The organism is Actinoalloteichus caeruleus DSM 43889 (assembly GCF_000429185.2).
Lineage (GTDB): Bacteria > Actinomycetota > Actinomycetes > Mycobacteriales > Pseudonocardiaceae > Actinoalloteichus_B > Actinoalloteichus_B caeruleus.
In genome coordinates, this window is sequence record NZ_AUBJ02000001.1 from 2955264 (window position 1) to 2971843 (window position 16580).

The 16580-nt window shown below is 72.9% G+C and carries 13 protein-coding genes; 2 read left to right on the top strand and 11 right to left on the bottom strand.

Annotated features, from left to right (window positions below; all coding sequences use genetic code 11):
- Positions 1-3: 3 nt before the first annotated feature.
- Complete coding sequence (locus G443_RS11040) at positions 4-1347, bottom strand: glutamine synthetase family protein (RefSeq protein WP_026417037.1); 1344 nt, start codon at positions 1345-1347, stop codon at positions 4-6.
- A 70-nt stretch (positions 1348-1417) separates the two neighbouring features.
- Positions 1418-3001, bottom strand: a complete 1584-nt coding sequence (locus tag G443_RS11045; RefSeq protein WP_026417038.1) for an alpha/beta hydrolase — start codon at positions 2999-3001, stop codon at positions 1418-1420.
- A 166-nt stretch (positions 3002-3167) separates the two neighbouring features.
- Between G443_RS11045 and G443_RS11050 the strand changes: the two genes are divergently transcribed.
- On the top strand, positions 3168-4895 hold the full coding sequence (locus tag G443_RS11050) for an NAD+ synthase (protein WP_026417039.1): 1728 nt from the start codon (positions 3168-3170) through the stop codon (positions 4893-4895).
- Positions 4896-4959: 64 nt separating this feature from the next.
- Here G443_RS11050 and G443_RS11055 read toward each other — a convergent pair whose 3' ends face one another.
- A complete protein-coding gene (locus G443_RS11055; protein WP_026417040.1) occupies positions 4960-5484 on the bottom strand; it encodes a DinB family protein in 525 nt (174 codons plus the stop codon).
- Between the two features lie 235 nt (positions 5485-5719).
- Here G443_RS11055 and panB point away from each other — a divergent pair, with 235 nt between their 5' ends.
- Positions 5720-6592 (top strand): 3-methyl-2-oxobutanoate hydroxymethyltransferase, encoded by an 873-nt coding sequence (gene panB / locus G443_RS11060; protein ID WP_026417041.1) that lies wholly within the window; start codon positions 5720-5722, stop codon positions 6590-6592.
- Positions 6593-6726: 134 nt separating this feature from the next.
- Here panB and G443_RS11065 read toward each other — a convergent pair whose 3' ends face one another.
- The 8 genes from G443_RS11065 to G443_RS11100 form a co-directional block, all read right to left on the bottom strand.
- The gene (locus G443_RS11065; RefSeq protein ID WP_026417042.1) at positions 6727-7719 is read right to left on the bottom strand and encodes a glutathione S-transferase family protein; all 993 of its coding nucleotides are present in this window, start codon (positions 7717-7719) and stop codon (positions 6727-6729) included.
- 684 nt (positions 7720-8403) lie between these two features.
- Positions 8404-9177, bottom strand: a complete 774-nt coding sequence (locus tag G443_RS11070) for a helical backbone metal receptor (protein ID WP_026417043.1) — start codon at positions 9175-9177, stop codon at positions 8404-8406.
- A gap of 47 nt (positions 9178-9224) precedes the next feature.
- Positions 9225-9416 carry a hypothetical protein gene (locus G443_RS11075; protein WP_026417044.1) on the bottom strand — a complete coding sequence of 64 codons (192 nt, stop codon included), beginning with the start codon at positions 9414-9416 and terminating at the stop codon, positions 9225-9227.
- A 104-nt stretch (positions 9417-9520) separates the two neighbouring features.
- Positions 9521-10021: a hypothetical protein gene (locus G443_RS11080; RefSeq protein WP_026417045.1), complete on the bottom strand. Its 501-nt coding sequence runs from the start codon at positions 10019-10021 to the stop codon at positions 9521-9523.
- Between the two features lie 23 nt (positions 10022-10044).
- Positions 10045-11028 (bottom strand): C40 family peptidase, encoded by a 984-nt coding sequence (locus G443_RS11085; RefSeq protein WP_026417046.1) that lies wholly within the window; start codon positions 11026-11028, stop codon positions 10045-10047.
- Position 11029: 1 nt separating this feature from the next.
- Positions 11030-11686 carry a hypothetical protein gene (locus G443_RS11090; protein WP_026417047.1) on the bottom strand — a complete coding sequence of 219 codons (657 nt, stop codon included), beginning with the start codon at positions 11684-11686 and terminating at the stop codon, positions 11030-11032.
- 13 nt (positions 11687-11699) lie between these two features.
- Positions 11700-13709 (bottom strand): hypothetical protein, encoded by a 2010-nt coding sequence (locus G443_RS11095; protein WP_081715170.1) that lies wholly within the window; start codon positions 13707-13709, stop codon positions 11700-11702.
- The gene (locus G443_RS11100) at positions 13706-16489 is read right to left on the bottom strand and encodes an ATP-binding protein (RefSeq protein WP_245588656.1); all 2784 of its coding nucleotides are present in this window, start codon (positions 16487-16489) and stop codon (positions 13706-13708) included. The genes G443_RS11095 and G443_RS11100 overlap by 4 nt, the downstream gene beginning before the upstream one ends.
- Between the last annotated feature and the right edge of the window lie 91 nt (positions 16490-16580).

The window sequence follows — 16580 nt, forward strand, 5'->3', positions numbered from 1 at the left end:
CCCTCACAGCACCGGCAACAACGTCCTCAGCTCGTAGGGGGTGACGTGGCTGCGGTAGGCGTCCCACTCGGCGCGCTTGTTCCGGAGGAAGAAGTCGAACACGTGCTCGCCGAGCGTCTCCGCGAGGAGTTCGGAGGACTCCAGCTCGCCCAGGGCCTCGTTCAGGTTCTGCGGCAGGCTGGCGTAACCGGCCGCCCGGCGCTCCGACTCCGTCAACGACCACACGTCGTCCTCGGTGGCCGGTGGGAGCTCGTAACCCTCCTGGATGCCCTTGAGCCCGGCGGCGAGCGTCACCGCGTAGGCGAGGTACGGGTTGCACGCCGAGTCGAGGCTGCGGATCTCCACCCGCCGGGACGAGGCCTTCCCCGGGGAGTACATGGGGACGCGGACCAGCGCGGAGCGGTTCGCGTGCCCCCAGCAGACGGCGGTCGGGGCCTCTCCCCCGGCGACGAGCCGCTTGTAGGAGTTCACCCACTGGTTGGTGACGGCGGTGATCTCCCTCGCGTGGCGGAGCAGCCCGGCGACGAACGCCTTGCCGGTGCCCGACAGTTCGTAGGGGTCCTCGCTGTCGTAGAAGGCGTTCCGGTCACCCTCGAACAGGCTCATGTGGGTGTGCATCCCCGAGCCCGGGTGCGCGGTGAACGGTTTGGGCATGAAGGAGGCGCGGACCTGCTGTTTGATCGCGACCTCCTTCACCACGTAGCGGAAGGTCATCACGTTGTCGGCCATGGTGAGCGCGTCGGCGTAGCGCAGGTCGATCTCCTGCTGGCCGGGTGCCGCCTCGTGGTGGCTGAACTCGACGGAGATGCCCATGTCCTCCAAGGCCTCGATGGCGTGACGCCGGAAGTGGGGGGCCGCGTTGTGGCTCGCCTGGTCGAAGTAGCCGCCCGAGTCGGCGGGGACGGGCTCGTTGCCGTCGTCGGGCAGGTCCTTGAGCAGGTAGAACTCGATCTCGGGGTGGACGTAGCAGGTGAAGCCGGACTCGGTGGCCCGGGACAGCGTCCGGCGCAGGACGTGCCGGGGGTCGGCCCAGCAGGGGGAGCCGTCCGGCATCGTGATGTCGCAGAACATCCGCGCCGAGTAGTGCTGGCCGTCGGCCGTCTCCCAGGGCAACACCTGGAAGGTCGAGGGGTCCGGCCTGGCGACCATGTCGGACTCGTACACCCGGGCGAAGCCCTCGATGGCCGATCCGTCGAAGCCGATGCCCTCGGCGAAGGCTCCCTCGAGCTCGGCCGGCGCGATCGCGACGGACTTGAGGAAGCCCAGCACGTCGGTGAACCAGAGCCGCACGAAGCGGATGTCGCGCTCCTCGAGCGTCCGCAGCACGAAGTCCTGCTGGCGATCCATGGGGGCAGCCTAGGCAATGGCGGTTACCCGGGTGTTGCGCCCCGCCGAGTCCGGCGGGGCGGCACCCGGGTCAGCAGGTGACGTCCTCGGCGGGCGCGTCGAGGTCGACCAGGTAGTCGGTGGCGATCTCGTCGACGCAGTCCGACCCCTGGAGGACGACGCCGTGCTGGTTGCCCTCGTAGGTGAGCAGTCGTCCGCCCAGGGCGTCGGCGAGTTCGACCCCGGCCTCGTAGGGGGTCGCCGGGTCACCGGTGACCGAGACGACGAGCGTGGTCGGGAGCCGCTCGGCGTCCGGGGCGGGCGGGGCCTCGTTCGGGGGCACCGGCCAGAACGCGCAGGCGTCCCGCAGCGGGCCCGGCTCGCCACCGTCGTCGAGGAACGGGGCCGCCTCCCGAGCGCGCCGGTCGAGTTCGGTGAGGACCTCGTCGTCGGTGATCGGCGGGTCGTCCACGCACCGCACGGCGGTGAACCCGTCCATCATGGTGCTGTAGGAGCCGTCCGTCGGCGATCGCCCGTTGTAGACGTCGGCGAGCAGCAGCAGGGTGCTGCCGTCACCGACGGAGAGCTGCATCAGCCCCTGGTTCAGCACCGGCCAGAAGTCCTGGGCGTACAGGCTCTGGATGGTGCCGGTGATCGCGTCGGGGTAGGACAGCAGCCGCTCGCCGGCGGCCGCGGGTTGGTCGGCGAGCGGGTCCACCAGCTCCCGGAACACCTCGACCGCCTGGTCGGGGTCGGAACCGAGCACGCACGGGCTCTGCTCGGCGCACCAGTCGGCGAAGGCCTCGAAGGCCAGTTGGAAGCCGGCCTGCTGGTCCACGCGCTGTTCGACCGGGTCCGCGTCGGGGTCGAGGGCGCCGTCGAGGACCAGGGCGCGCACGTTGTCCGGGAAGAGGGCGGCGTAGGTGCTGCCCAGCCGGGTCCCGTAGGAGTAGCCGAGGTAGGTCAGCCCCTCGTCTCCGAGGGCGGAACGCAGGACGTCCAGGTCGCGGGCGACCGTGGTGGTTCCGAGGGAGGCGAGGAACTCGGCGCCGTTGCGCTGCTCGCAGGCCTCGGCGTAGGCGCGTTGGTCGGCGTCGTTGCGGGCGACGGCCTCCGGGGAGGCGTCGGCCACCTGGTCGACCCGGTAGGCGTCCCGTTCCTCGGTGGTCCAGCACTGGAGGGCGGGTTCGCTGGTGCCGAGGCCTCGCGGGTCGAACCCGACGAGGTCGAAGCGGCGTCCGAGTTCGGTGTCCGCGATCTCGGGGGCCAGTGCGGCCGCCGTCGGGACCCCGCCCGCGCCGGGGCCGCCGGGGTTGACCAGGAGCGACCCGATGCGGGTGCCGGGGTCCTCGGCCGGCCGCCGCAGCACCCCGAGGCGGATCTCCTCGCCCTCGGGGTCGTCGTAGTCCAACGGCACCCGCAGGTGGGCGCACTCGAGACCGTCCGCGCCGACGGCGGTCTCCTCCTCCGGGCTGGTGGCGAAGTCCTCGCAGCCCCGCCACTCGACCGGCTGGCCGTAGTAGTCCTCGAGGCCGTCGGGCACCGCTCCCGCCGGGCCCGGCTGCGCGGCCGAGGGCTCCGGCGTCTGGTCGTCTGTCGGCTGGCTGGTGCACGCGACGCACACCGCCGCCAGGGCTATCGCGCCCCATGTCCGGATCTTCCCCACCCGGCTCATCCTGCCAGGGTGGCACGCACGTCCACTGGCGCGGCGAAAGGTCCACTGGCCCCCGATGTGACGACGACGGACCGTGGGACCGTCGAACGGACGAGCCGGCCATGAGGTGGGCCACTCCTCGCCGCCCGGTAGGCCGGCCGTCCCCCGACTGGCGGAAGATGAACGCATGGCGCAGCTCCGGATAGCCCTGGCTCAGGTGAACGCTCAGGTCGGCGACGTGACGGGTAACGCGGAATTGGTCCTCGACTGGTCCCGCCGGGCGGTGGCGGCCGGCGCCCACCTCGTGGCCTTCCCGGAGATGGTCCTCACCGGGTACCCGGTGGAGGACCTGGCGTTGCGGTCCTCCTTCGCCGCCCGCTCCCGGGGCGAGCTGGACCGGCTGGCCGTCCGGCTGCGGGAGGCCGGCTGCGGCGAAGCCCTGGTGGTCGTCGGCTACCTGGACCGCGACGAGGAGGGGCCAAGGAACGCGGCGGCACTACTGCACGGCGGTGAGGTCGTGGCCCGCTACGCGAAGCACCACCTGCCCAACTACGGCGTGTTCGACGAGTTCCGGTACTTCCTCCCAGGCCGCCGACTGCCGGTGGTGCGCTTCCACGGGGTCGACCTCGGCGTCGTGATCTGCGAGGACATCTGGCAGCGCCCCGGACCGGCCGACGCCCTGGCGGCCGAGGGCGCGGACCTGGTTGTCTGCGTCAACGGCTCGCCCTACGAACGCGCCAAGGGGGACGCGCGGGGGGACCTGGTCTCGGGCTACGCGAGCAGGACCGGCGTCCCGATGGCCTACGTCAACCTCGTGGGCGGTCAGGACGAACTGGTCTTCGACGGTGACTCCCTGGTGTGCGGTGGGGACGGCGCCGTGCTCGCCCGGTCCCCCCGCTTCGAGGAGGACCTGCTGGTGGTGGACCTCGACCTGGCCAGCAACCCCGGAGGGGGGCCGGACGGGGAGGGCTTCGAGGTCGTTCGCCGGGTGATCGGCGACGACCCGCTCCCCCCGTACCCGGCGGCGGCCGCCCCCACCCCCGCGGCGCCCCTCTCGGAATCCGCCGAGGTGTGGGGCGCGCTGGTGACGGGCCTGCGGGACTACGTGGAGAAGAACGGGTTCCGCACCGTCCTGATGGGGCTCTCCGGCGGGATCGACTCCGCGGTGTGCGCGGCGCTGGCGGTCGACGCGCTCGGCGCCGACCGCGTGCACGGCGTCTCCATGCCCTCCAGGTACTCCTCCGGCCACTCGAGGGACGATGCCGCCGACCTGGCTGAGCGCACCGGCCTGCACTACTCGTCGCAGCCCATCGTCGACAGCGTCGCCGTCTTCGTCGACCAGCTCGGCCTGACCGGGCTCGCCGAGGAGAACGTGCAGGCCCGCTGCCGAGGGGTCACGCTGATGGGGCTGTCCAACCAGGACGGCCACCTTGTGCTCGCGACGGGCAACAAGTCCGAGCTGGCGGTCGGCTTCTCGACCATCTACGGGGACGCGGTCGGCGGCTTCGCCCCGATCAAGGACGTCCCCAAGACGATGGTGCGGCGGCTGGCGCTGTGGCGGAACGAGGAGGCGGAGCGCCGGGGGGAGACCCCGCCGATCCCGCCGAACTCGATCAGCAAGCCGCCGTCGGCGGAGTTGCGCCCCGGCCAGGTCGACACCGACTCGCTGCCCGACTACGAGCTGCTGGACGCGGTCCTGGAGGGCTACATCGAGGGCGATCGGGGGCTGGCCGAGCTGGTGGCCGACGGGTTCGACGCCGAGCTCGTGGAGCGGGTGGTCCGGTTGGTGGACCGGGCGGAGTACAAGCGGCGCCAGTACCCGCCGGGGACGAAGACGACCTTCCGGGCCTTCGGTCGGGACCGGCGGCTACCGATCACCAGCGGCTGGCGGGAGCCGCTGCCGAACGGGTCCTGACCCGGATCGGCCCCCTGCACGGGTGGTGGGTGGGGAGGGCGGGCGGCTGCCCGGTGGCCGCCAGTCACTCCCCGACCGTGCCGTCCAGGGCCTCGCGGAGCAGGTCGGCGTGGCCGTTGTGCCGGGCGTACTCCTCCACCATGTGGACCAGGATCCAGCGCAACGAGACCTGGCGGCCGTCCCCGGGCGGGCACTGACGGAGCGCGTCGAGATCGGTCGCCTCGACCAGGGACCTGGCGTGGTCGACCTCCTCCCGCCAGGCGGCCCACGCGCGCTCCACCTCGGCCTCGGTGACGTTCTCCGGGGTGATGTCGAGGAAGTCCCCGTCGCGGTTGGCGGTGGAATAGAAGCGCGCGGGCAGGTCCTGCTGGCCGAGGACGCGGCGGAACCAGTACCGCTCGACGTCGGCGAGGTGGCGGACCAGGCCCAGCAGGGACAGCACCGAGGGCGGGGCCGAGCGGGTGGCCAGCCGATCCGGGCTCAGCCCGTCGCACTTGAGCCGCAGGGTCGCCCGGTGGAAGTCGAGGAACTGCGTCAACAGCTCCCGGTCGGTACCCGATTCGGCGGGGTCCTGCCGGTCGAGGGTCACGTGTCCTCCTCTGACGTGCGCGGAGGGGCCCGCCCCGCCGCCGGGGACACGAGGCTAGTCGCACGGACCGTCCCCGGACGAGGCTTCTTCCCCTCCCCTTCCTGCCCGGGTCGACCCGTGCTGTGAGGTCCCTCGCAACCCGGGCGTAGGGGGCGCGCGCCCGTGCCACCCTTCGGGGGAACCACTTCGCGACGACCCAGGGACCCGTGGTGGCCTTGAGGGAGGACGGTCGACGATGACTGCTGTTCGTGATTCGGCGGAGCGGGAGCAGCCCGCTCCGTACGGGACGGGCGCCGGCGCCAGGAGCAGGCCCCACCGCCGGGTGCGCATCCACCACCTGCGGGAGATGAAGGAGCGCGGCGAGACCTGGCCGATGCTCACCTCCTACGACATGTACACCGCCCGGATCTTCGACGAGGCGGGTATCCCGGTGCTGTTGGTGGGTGACTCCGCGGCCAACAACGTGTACGGGTACGAGAGCTCCCTCCCGGTGAGCATGGAGGAGATGCTGCCCCTGGTCCGGGCCGTCACCCGCTCGGTGAGCAGGAGCCTGGTGGTGGCGGACCTGCCGTTCGGGACCTACCAGGCCTCGCCGGAGCAGGCGATGTCCAACGCGACCCGCCTGATGAAGGAGGGCCTCGCCCACGCCGTCAAGCTGGAGGGCGGCCGGCCGTTCGTCCGCCAGGTCGAGGCGCTCGTGGCGGCCGGCATCCCCGTGATGGGACACCTGGGCTTCACGCCGCAGAGCGAGCACGGCCTGGGCGGCTACCGGGTGCAGGGCAGGGGCGACGGCGCGGAGGAGCTGCTGGCCGACGCGCTGGCCCTCCAGGAGGCCGGGGCTTTCGCGGTCGTCCTCGAGATGGTGCCGGCCGACGTCGCGCAGCGGATCACCAAGGAGCTGGCCGTGCCCACCGTCGGCATCGGCGCCGGACCGCACTGCGACGGCCAGGTGCTGGTGTGGCAGGACATGGCCGGCCTCAACCAGGGCCGGAAACCCCGTTTCGTGAAGCGGTACGCGGACGTGGCCGGGGTGCTGGGTGGCGCGGCGGCCGAGTTCGCCGAGGAGGTGCGCTCGGGGCGGTTCCCGGCGGAGGAGCACTCCTTCTGACGTCACGTCACGTCCCGGTCCTCGGGCCTGGCCCCCGTCCGGGCCCGGGGACGGCACCGCCGTCCCCGGCTGGCCGAGGCGGCCAGCGGCGGGCGCACCGGGGCCAGGGGCGCCAGGTCACGGCCGAACCGCCGTCAGATCAGCGAGAGCCCGGTCGGCGGGGTGCCCTCCCCGAAGGGCGTGCCGCCGAGGGAGGCGCGGCCGTGGGGGTCGTGCCAGCGGGTGAGGTCGGGCCCGGCCGGCACGATGCGGTTCGGGTTGAGCTGCTCGTGGGTCTGGTAGTAGTGCCGCTTGATGTGGTCGAAGTTCACCGTCTCGCCGAACCCGGGGGTCTGGAACAGGTCCCTGGCGTAGGCCCAGAGCACCGGGAGCTCGCTGAGCTTCTGCCGGTTGCACTTGAAGTGGCCGTGGTAGACGGCGTCGAACCTGACCAGGGTGGTGAACAGCCGGATGTCGGCCTCGCTGATCGAGTCACCCACGAGGTAGCGCTGGCCGAGGAGCCGGTTGGACAGCCGGTCGAGCTCGCCGAAGAGGTCGTGGAAGGCGGCCTCGTACGCCTCCTGCGAGGTGGCGAACCCGCAGCGGTACACCCCGTTGTTCACGTTCCGGAAGATCGGCTCGCTCACCTGGTCGATCTCCGCGCGGAACGGCGCGGGGTAGAGGTCGGGCGCGCCGGGCCGGTGCAGGTCCCGCCACTCGGTGGCGAGGTCCAGGGTGATGCGCGGGTAGTCGTTGGTGACGACCTGGCCGCTGCGCACGTCGACCAGGCAGGGCACGGTCACCCGCCCCTGGAATTCCGGGTCGGTGGCCAGGTAGGCCTCGGAGAGGTACTCGATGCCCAGCACGGGGTCGCGGCCCCCCTCGTCCAGGCTGAAGCGCCAGCCCCGCTCGTCCCGGATCGGGTCCACCACCCCGAGCGAGATCGCTTGTTCGAGGCCGAGCAGGCGACGCACGATCAGTGCCCGGTGGGCCCAGGGGCAGGCCAGGGACACGATGAGCCGGTACCGCCCCGCCTCGACCGGCCAGGGGGACGAACCGTCCGACGTGATCCGGTGGGTGAACCTGTTCGGCTGACGGACGAACTCGCCCCCGGTCGAGGTCTCCGCACCGAATTGCGCACGCGCCATGTCCTCACCTTACGTTCGCGCCGGTGGGAACGCTGGCGGCAGCTCCGGTCGCACCCCCGCGACCAGGAGATCATCACCACTGGTCAGCGGAGGTCACTCTCCGTTCGTGGGGTGGCGCTGCGCCGGCCGGGCGCGGCGACCACCACCGCTCGGAGCAGCGCGCCCGCGCGATCGACGGTCGTCGGCCCGCCAGCCGGAGCAACCGGGTCGCCCGCACCGCGCTCGTCCGGTTCGCTCGGGGACGCCGTCGCGACCCCGGCGCGGCGGCGCGCCAGCCAACGGCCGGCTCCCGATCGCGGACCTCGGCGGGGCCGGCGGACCCCGGGGGCGTCCGCGACGGCTGGCACCCCGGGGCGTCGTCCGGCGGCTGGACCCCGGCCGTGCCCTCCGGCAGAGCCCCCAGCACGCCCGTCGCCGTCCCGAGAACGGCGTCGCGACCTGGCGGCCTCCTCTGACCGCCACGCCAGGGGTCGGCGCCGAGCCACGCCGTCCTCGCGGGCGACCGCGACCAGGAGGCCCGGCTGCGGGAGGAGCGCGGGGGCAGGTGCCGCGGGTCGCCAGGCCGCGTTCGGTGCGCGAGCCGAGGGGACTCGGCCACGACGACGCGGAGCGGGCCACCGAGGCCACCACCCACGAACCGTCGTCCCGGCCACGGGGACCCCGTCCCGGCGGAGCGCCGGCTCCTCAGCGGCCGGCGGCGGCGAGCTGGTCGAGCAGGACGTCCGGTGCCTCGACCAGCGAGGGCCCGTACCAGGTCAGGTGGCGTCCCGACACCAGGGCGCTCGGCACCCCGGGGAAGGCCTCCGGGCCGTCCGTTCCGGTGAACCGGTAGGGCTCGTCGGGCAGCACCAGCAGGTCGGCGGCACCGCTGTCGAACCGGGCGACCAGCTCGGGCAGCTTCGGCCGGGGATAGCGGTCGGCCAGGTCCGCGTAGGCGTTGGCGACGCCGAGCCGCCGGAGCACGTCGGTGGCGAAGGTGCGACCGCCCAGCACCACCCAGGGACGTCGCCACACCGGTATGACGGCGGTCCAGCGGCGGACGAGCGTGCCCTCCCAGCGGGACGCCGCCTTCCACCACCAGTCCGGCACCCCGAGCCCGAGGCAGTCCACCAGGACCCGGCGGAGGGACTCCAGTCCGGCGGGCACGCTCTCCGGCGCGGCGGTCACGAAGACGGGCACACCCCGCTCGCGGAGGCGCGCGACGTCGTCGGGGCGGTTCTCCTCGGCGTTGGCGAGGACCAGGTCGGGGGCCAGGGCCAGCACCGACTCCACCACCGGGTACTTCGACCCACCGACCCTGCTCACGTCGAGGTCGGCCGGGTGCGCGCAGTACTCGGTGGCCCCGACCAGCCGTCCCGGCGCGCTGACGGCGACCGCCTCGGTGATCGAGGGGACCAGTGACACGACTCGGCGGGGCGGGCCGGTCAACGGCACCTCGGCCCCCAGTTCGTCACGCACCCGCCGCCCCCTCCGCGCCACCCGTCGGCGTACCGGAGCCGGGCGGCTCAGTCCTCGTCCTCGTTCCAGGCCCGGTCCGCCTCGTCCGCCTCCTCGGTCCGGCGGCGCGCGATCTCCAGGGCGTTCGCGGCGCTCGCCGCGTCGGGGTACGGACCGAGTCGGTCCAACGCGCGACACCCGGCGCCGCGCTCCACGTCACGGTGCTTCAGGCAGTAGTACCAGCCCTGCGGATCCACCACGCGCTCCAGCGTGGCACGGGCGGAGCCGGTTGTCAGCCGACGCACGGCCGCCCGCCGGGCAGCGGGCGGCTGGACGGGCGCCCCGCGTCGCGGCGGGGCGCCGGTCACCAACCCGCGGCGGGGGCGTGGTCGCCCTGTTCCGGGATGCCCCCGGCCGGCGTGGCGGCCCCTCGCCCGGGGGCCGGTCGGCCGGAGGTCAGGGGGTCCGGGCAGGCGACGAGGACCTGCTGCTGCTCCGGCTCCTCGATGCGACGCCCGTTCCGCTCGCGGTAGACGATCTCACCGACGGCGTCGATCTCGACCAGGGCACCGATCTCGGCCAGTTGCTCCTCGTCGAGATCCACCAGCCGCTCCGACCGGGACGGCACGACCCGGTAGAGCGGCCAGGGGCGGTGCCCGGTGGCCTGGTGGAACTCGGCGAGCAGGTGGACCATCTGTTGTTGCCAGGGCAGGGGCATCGACTCCACCAGGACCCGGGGCAGCACGGCGTAGGCCGGGTCGACCCCGGTGTTGGCCCGGGCCTGCGTCGAGGCCAGGTAGTCCCGGAGCGGTGAGCTCGACGCCGGCGGGCTCGGCGGCCGGGACAGGGGATCGGACGGGAACATGCGCCTCCTCCAGTCAGGTGCGATTACACAAGGGACACGTTCGGCCCGGGACGGATGGCGGTCGCGACGAGCTTGCCGCCGTCCCAGATCTTGGCCCGCTTCACCACGTCACCCGGCTGCGGGGCGTGGATCACCTCGTCGTTGCCGATGTAGAGGGCGACGTGGTCGATGCTGGAGGGCTGCCGACCACCGCCCCAGAAGATGAGATCGCCCGGTCTGGCCTGGTCCAGCGGGATCTTGGTGCCGCCCTGGAAGTACTGGCTCTGCGAGTACTTGGGGATGGTGACCCCGGCGGCCTCCCAGGCCCGCATGGTGAGCCCGGAGCAGTCGAAGGTGTTGGGGCCGGCGGCACCCCACACGTAGGGCTTGCCGATCTGGTCGACCGCGTACTGGATGGCCAGCGTGGCCCGCTCGTCGGCGGGCGGGAGTTCCTCGCAGGTGGAGATGTCGTCCACGCCGCCGAGCTGGTCGATCAGGAAGACGGCCATCGACTCCCAGCGGTGGTACTTGTCCGGGTAGGCGGATCGTTCGACGGCCTGCGCGGCGTCACCGGGGCGCATCGCCTCCCACCGCTCGACCCGCTCCAGGGTGTCGTAGAACCAGGTGATCTGCCAGGCGATGTCGAGCCGGTCCTCCAGCGACCCGTGCATGCCCCGGATCTGGAAGATGCCGACCGAGTCGCGGTCGCCGTAGGTCAGGTTGCGCAGCCGCGACTCCTGCATCCCGGCCTGGATCGCGATCTGCCAGGCCCGGGGGGAGAGGTCGCGCTGCTTGCCCATCGTGATGATCTGACCGGTGATCGTCAGCGACTCCTCGGTGAGACCGGCGGCGTCCCGCTCACCGAGGCCGGCGTCGGTCCCGCCCCAGGTGCCGAGCGCGGGACCGCAGTAACCGTAGGTGCCGGCCTGGGCTGCGATGTTCTGCCGCATCACCGTGTTCAGGCCGTACACGACGACACCGGCCGCGATGACGACGACGGCCAGCAGGGAGATGATCGCGGTCTTCATGTCACTCCACCGGGTTGTGGCCGGACACCCGCCACCCCTGGTCCGTGGTCATCAACAACAGTTCGACCTCCCCGACGTCGGTCGGCACCCGCACCCGCATCGAGGTGGTCGTGGACTCCACCGGCACCGGGTCCCCGGTGACGGCGTCCGCGGGCACGCTGTCCGGATCGGACAGACCGACGATGGTGAGGTACTCGTCGGTGGTGTACTCCTCCATCCCGGCCAGCCACTGCTCGGTGGTGTCCCCGGGCGCGTGGGTGACCCAGGCCCGCATCCACGCCTCGGCGACCGCCAGCCCCTCGGGGTCGGGAGCGGCTGACTCCGGGGGCAGGTCCGGCACGGAGATGCTGGGGGGCTCGGCGCTCTCCCACGGCGTGGTGGTCGTCGTGGCGGGGGGCTCGGCGGTCCCGATGCGGGTCGGGAACGGCCCAGCGCCCGGTTCCTCCCCGGCCGGCGGGGTCGGGCTGGCTGAGGGGCCGGCCTGCCCCTGGTCAGCGTCGCCGGCGAAGGGCATCCCGTCGGAGACGACCACCCCGACACCGACGACGGCGGCCAGCAGCAGGACGACGGTCGCCGTCAGGTGGCGGGGTGACCGCAGCGGCCACCCCCACAGCTTGCGGTAGACGGCGGCGCGGCCGCGGTTGGTGCGGATGGGCACGGTCGCTCCTTCCTCAACTCGGGTGACTGCCGCCGTCGTCCCTGACCTCCAGTCCTCTGGACGGGCGGTAGACGACGAACACCGGGCGCCCCGCGACCATCTCCATCTCCGCCCGGCGGGGCTGGCGGGCGGCGGGCGAGGTCGGGTGGGTGGGTCCGGGGCTGGTCGGGACCTGCGAGGGGATGATCACCGCGTCCTCGCCGACCCGGTCCCAGCCGCGGTCGGTGACCGGGGAGGTGTCGGTGATCCGGCTGCGCCGCCCCGGTGGCAGCGCCGGTGAGCTGGTACTGGCCCGGACTCCTCCCTCGGGGGGGACGTTCGGGTCCGCGCGCGCCGCCGTGGCACCCACGGGCAGGGCCGCGGCAGCCGCCCGGCGGTCCAGCCGTTCGACGGCGGCGTTGACCGGGGGCACGGTCCCCTCGGGACGCACCCGTCCACGGCCCTGGACTGGCCCCGGCGTGGCGTCGTCCTCGCCTTCCCTGACCTGTTCCCAGAACCGGTCCTGCGGAGTGGTGTCCGGGCGTTTGCGCCACCGGGAGAGGAGCCCCTGGGGGGCGCCGGGGACACCGGCGCCCACGGCCCCGGCGGAGAGCTCGATCATCTGCCAGATCCGCCGGACGGGTTTGGCGATCATGAACAGGACCAGGGTGATCAGGCCGGCCAGCAGCATCTGGGTGAGCAGGTCGAACCCTCGGGCCGGGCTGAACAGCCAGTTGAGCACCATGGTGTGCAGGCCGGCCAGCGCGGCCACGACCACCACGTTGAGCAGGGTGGCGCCGGCGGCGCGTCCGATCCGCCGGAGGATGTCGTGGTGGATCATGGCGACGAGACCGATGATCGGCCCGGCGAGGATGAGCACCCGCAACAGCACCTGGGCGAGGAGGATCGCCGCCTTGGCCAGCAGTTGGAACAGGGCGTAGGCGACGGACTGCACCATCGCCAGGAACCCGGCGCCCATCCGGCTGCCGTCCACGCCCTGGAAGTAGCCGTAGGTGCTGCCCATCTGGGTGGCCAGTTCGTGGAACTCGGCCTTCTTCTCGTCGGGCGAGCCCGCGTCGAGGTTCTGGGCGACCTCGTCCTTGGTCCAGGCCTGGGCCCGCACCAGGTCCCTCCCGAGCTCCTCCGCCTGCGGCGCGTCGTTCGCCCCGAACTCCCCGCGTAGCCAGTTGTCGTAGATGACGTGTTGGTGCAGCACGCTGGGCAGCGCGTTGCGCTCGTCGACCCCGACCTCCTCCAGGAAGCCGCCCTGGATGGCGGAGGTGCCCTTGATGAGCAGGTCGTCGAGCAGGTGGGTGTAGATCAGCGGGGTCAGGTAGGTGGCGGCGGCCAGCCACATGCCGGCCAGCGCCCAGAGCCCCCGTTTGCTGATCGTGGCCAGTTCGCCCCGCCAGATGTACCGGAACAGCAGCACGCCCAGCACGACGGCGACCAGGCCGAACCAGGGGGTGTAGACGGTGTTGTAGAGGGCGTTGGTCCCGGTGACCACGAGGTCGTCCAGGGGGGCCATCATGGTGCCGGTGAGCAGGGCGTAGTGCAGGCCGATGGTGGCGCCGACGATGTTCTTGCCCACGTTGAAGAGCTGGTTGCCCGCCCAGGTGTCGATGACCGCGTTCGGGTTGCGCATCCCCTCCGGGCCGCAGCCGAGGTCGTAGGTGTGCCAGACCAGACCGGCGTAGCCGACCTCGTCGTAGACCGTCCCGGGAACGCCTCGCCCGATCGGCGCCGGGTCGAGGGCGCCCACCATGCCGGCCCCGGGCCGCTCCGGGTTGGGGGCGATCCGGCAGCCGCTGTCCTGGGCGTGGGCCTGGCCACCGAGCACGACCTGCCCGGCGAGGATGAGGACGACGACGCCGAGCACCCCCCGACGGCGTCGTCCGGTGCGCCGTGCCAGCACTTCCTCCGGGGCCGGTGCGGTCGTGCCCGGCGGCGGGGCCTCCGCCCGCCGCGTGTCCCGTGCCCGCGTCCGCAGGGCCGCGAGGGCGACCAGCGCCCCCACGACCGCCAGCACGAGAACCGCCGTCACGTCGGATCCCCCCGGTTGTCCCGGCGGGGCCGGCTGCCGGTGGACGGGGAGCCACCCGCGCCGACTCCGTTGAAGTACATGCTGTCCAGGCTGTCGTCCGCTCCGCCCGGCACGGTCGGGTCCAGGCCGTCCGTCTCGACCGGGTCCACCGCGGGTCGCGCCGCCTTCGGTTCCGCGGTGTGCCCCGGCGTGGTGTCCAGGGCGTCCCGCAGGTGCGCGAGGTGGGGGCCGGAGAAGTCGATGCGGATGCGCTCGACGCCGCCGGCACCGTCACCGAAGATGAACTGCCGGGGCGCCTGGTCCCGTTCGGTCGCCATCCGCTCGCCGCCGGGCCGGCGGCCCAGGCTGGCGACCACCTGCTCGTAGCCGGCTCCCACCGGCACCTTGAGCAGTCGCAGGGCGTCGGCCTGGGCGTCCTCGTCGTCGAGCCGTCCGATGAAGACGGAGTCCAACAGCGAGACGAATCCCTGGATCTTGAGGAAGTCGCCGGGGATCTGGCTGGACAGCAGCACCCGGACGTTCCACTTGCGGGAGTCCCGGGCGAAGCGGTTCATCAGCACGCGCCCGGTGGGCACCTCGGAGAGGAAGAAGGCCTCGTCGATCCAGACGCCCTTCCGTTCGGCCTTGGGGCGGTCGTAGATCGAACGCTGGGTGAGCCAGGCCGCGAGGTTGAGCAGCTCGACGCCGAGTGCCTCGGCGTCGGTCCAGTGCTCCCGGCCGACCCCGTCCTTCGGCATGGTCAGCCCGGCCATCGTCAACACGGTGAGCCGGTCGTCGCGCTGGTGGGAGTAGGGGTCGTCGTCGTACTCCGGGATCAGCAGCGACATGCGCTCACGCATCTCGTCCAGGAAGTCCGCCACGGCGAGGGCGTGTTCGCGGTGTTCGGTGGCGTCCCGCCGCAGGGCCTCGAAGACCAGGCCGGGGTGGGCGTCCGGCCGGCCGCCCACGTTCCGGACCGCGCGCAGCAGCACGATCCTGGTCTGGGCCAGGCGGGACACCTCGTAGGGCAGCAGTCCGGTGAGGACGTCCAGGACGAGGCGCCGCCTGGTCGCGGCGGACAGCGCGCGTTCCCTGCGCCAGGCCCGCTCCGGGTCGTCCTCGTCCGCGAAGTGTTCGAGCTGCGGCTCCGCGACCACCCGGTAGGGGTTCAGGATGCCGGGCTGGGCGTTGAGCAGGTTGATCGGCCGGGCGTACGGGCGCAGCTCGGGGAGTTCGCAGAGCGCCGCCAGCGGCCCGGACGGGTCCAGCAGGGTCCAGTGCGCGCCCGCGCGGAGCGTCTTGTAGACGACGCCGCCGCCCAGGAAGGACTTGCCGCCGCCGAGCCCGGCGACCAGGGCGGACAGCCCGGAGCCGTCCCGCACCTCCTGGGCCATCCAGGGGTCCCAGGCGACGGGGCGGCGGGTCGCCGTGCAGGTCTCGCCGAGCAGGATGCCCCGGCGGTCGCCGACGTCGGCGGTGGCGGCCGGGACCGCCGAGGCCGCCCAGATGACCGAGCCCCGGCGGAGGTAGGCGCTGGAGGCCAGCGGTTCCCCGGGGATGAACTCCCTGGCGAGGGCGTACTGCCCCTCCGGGTGCTCGATGGCGATCTTGGGCTTGTAGAGGTCGAGGATCTGCTGGGCCAGCCGCAGCGCGTCCCGTTCGGTCGGTCCGGACACCGCGAGCCGCCACCAGGACCGCACCCGGGTGGCCAGGGCGGTGAACCCGGTGGTCATCTCGTCGTCGATCTCCAGCACCCTCGACGCCTGCCGGGCCAGCGACTGGGGCGGCTCCAGCTCGTGCTCGTCGGTGTAGTGCCGGACCTGCGACCGCACCTTGTTCATCTGGCGCTGGAGTTCACCGGAGACGTCCTCCGGGCGCCGCACGTAGATCCGCGCCGACCACTCCACCGGGGCGGGCAGCCGGTCGGAGCGCTGCATCCACGGGTCGTCGACCTCGGGGATCTGGAGGCCGTGGGTCATCCCCACCGTCAGGACGGCGACGTGCCGGGTCATCCCCGCGTTGGACCCGGTGCGGCCGCGCACGGTCACCGTCGGGGAGTAGGGCTCCTGGTGCAGGTCGGCGGCGTCGGTGAAGGAGGCGAGGTCCTCCGGCTCCCAGGTGGAGCCCGGCACCGCGGGCATGTTGCGCGGTGCCGGCAGCCCCAGCGAGCAGGAGCGGTGCATCAGCCAGGACATCTCCTCGGCCGTGACGGGAGCGCCCTCCAGCCCGCTGCCGCCGATCACCTGGTCGAGGTGTTCGATCTCGCTGTCGAGTGCGACGAGCTCGGCGTCCACGGCCTCGGGGAAGATCCGGCGGAGCACGGGGGCGGCGCGTTCGACGGCCCGGTCGAGGGCGTTGCGGGTCTGCACCTGGACTCCGATGTAGACCTCCTTCTCCGCCATCGACCGGCCCATCAGCTGCTGCTGCTCGCCGACCATGTAGTCGTCGAAGGACATCGCGCCGGGGCTGTCCGGCGGCCGGCCCACCGCGTTGTGGACGTGCGCCTCGGCCCACATCCGGATGGGGTAGGGCCGGGTGGTGACGCGCAGGTGCAGCCACCGGCCCTGGAGTTCGGAGTACTGGCCGGCGATGGCCTGGATCAGGTCCTGCCGCTGCGAGTCGGAGCGGAAGGACCACCGCTGCGGGGCGAGCCGGTACCACGCGTAGACGTCCTGCCCGGTGCGCAGCAGGTGGCCGTCGATGCTGCGCGCGTTGATGGACGGCGTGTAGCTGGGGATCACCGTTTCCCCGGGCAGCCGGCGCGCCTTCTTGCCCGAGGGGCGGCCGCGCTGCTGCTCCACCGGTGGCAGCGGTGGCTCCGCGTGCCGTCTCGCGGTGTTGCCGCCGCGAGCGGTCTGCCGCTGGGCGGCGCCCCCTCGGGAACCTCGGTTC

Excerpts from the sequence above, each read along its gene's own strand:
- G443_RS11065 (WP_026417042.1), bottom strand. The coding sequence starts at position 7,719 with ATGGCGCGTGCGCAATTCGGTGCGGAGACCTCGACCGGGGGCGAGTTC.
- panB (WP_026417041.1), top strand. The coding sequence starts at position 5,720 with ATGACTGCTGTTCGTGATTCGGCGGAGCGGGAGCAGCCCGCTCCGTAC.
- G443_RS11050 (WP_026417039.1), top strand. The coding sequence starts at position 3,168 with ATGGCGCAGCTCCGGATAGCCCTGGCTCAGGTGAACGCTCAGGTCGGC.
- G443_RS11040 (WP_026417037.1), bottom strand. The coding sequence starts at position 1,347 with ATGGATCGCCAGCAGGACTTCGTGCTGCGGACGCTCGAGGAGCGCGAC.
- G443_RS11045 (WP_026417038.1), bottom strand. The coding sequence starts at position 3,001 with ATGAGCCGGGTGGGGAAGATCCGGACATGGGGCGCGATAGCCCTGGCG.
- G443_RS11080 (WP_026417045.1), bottom strand. The coding sequence starts at position 10,021 with ATGTTCCCGTCCGATCCCCTGTCCCGGCCGCCGAGCCCGCCGGCGTCG.
- G443_RS11085 (WP_026417046.1), bottom strand. The coding sequence starts at position 11,028 with ATGAAGACCGCGATCATCTCCCTGCTGGCCGTCGTCGTCATCGCGGCC.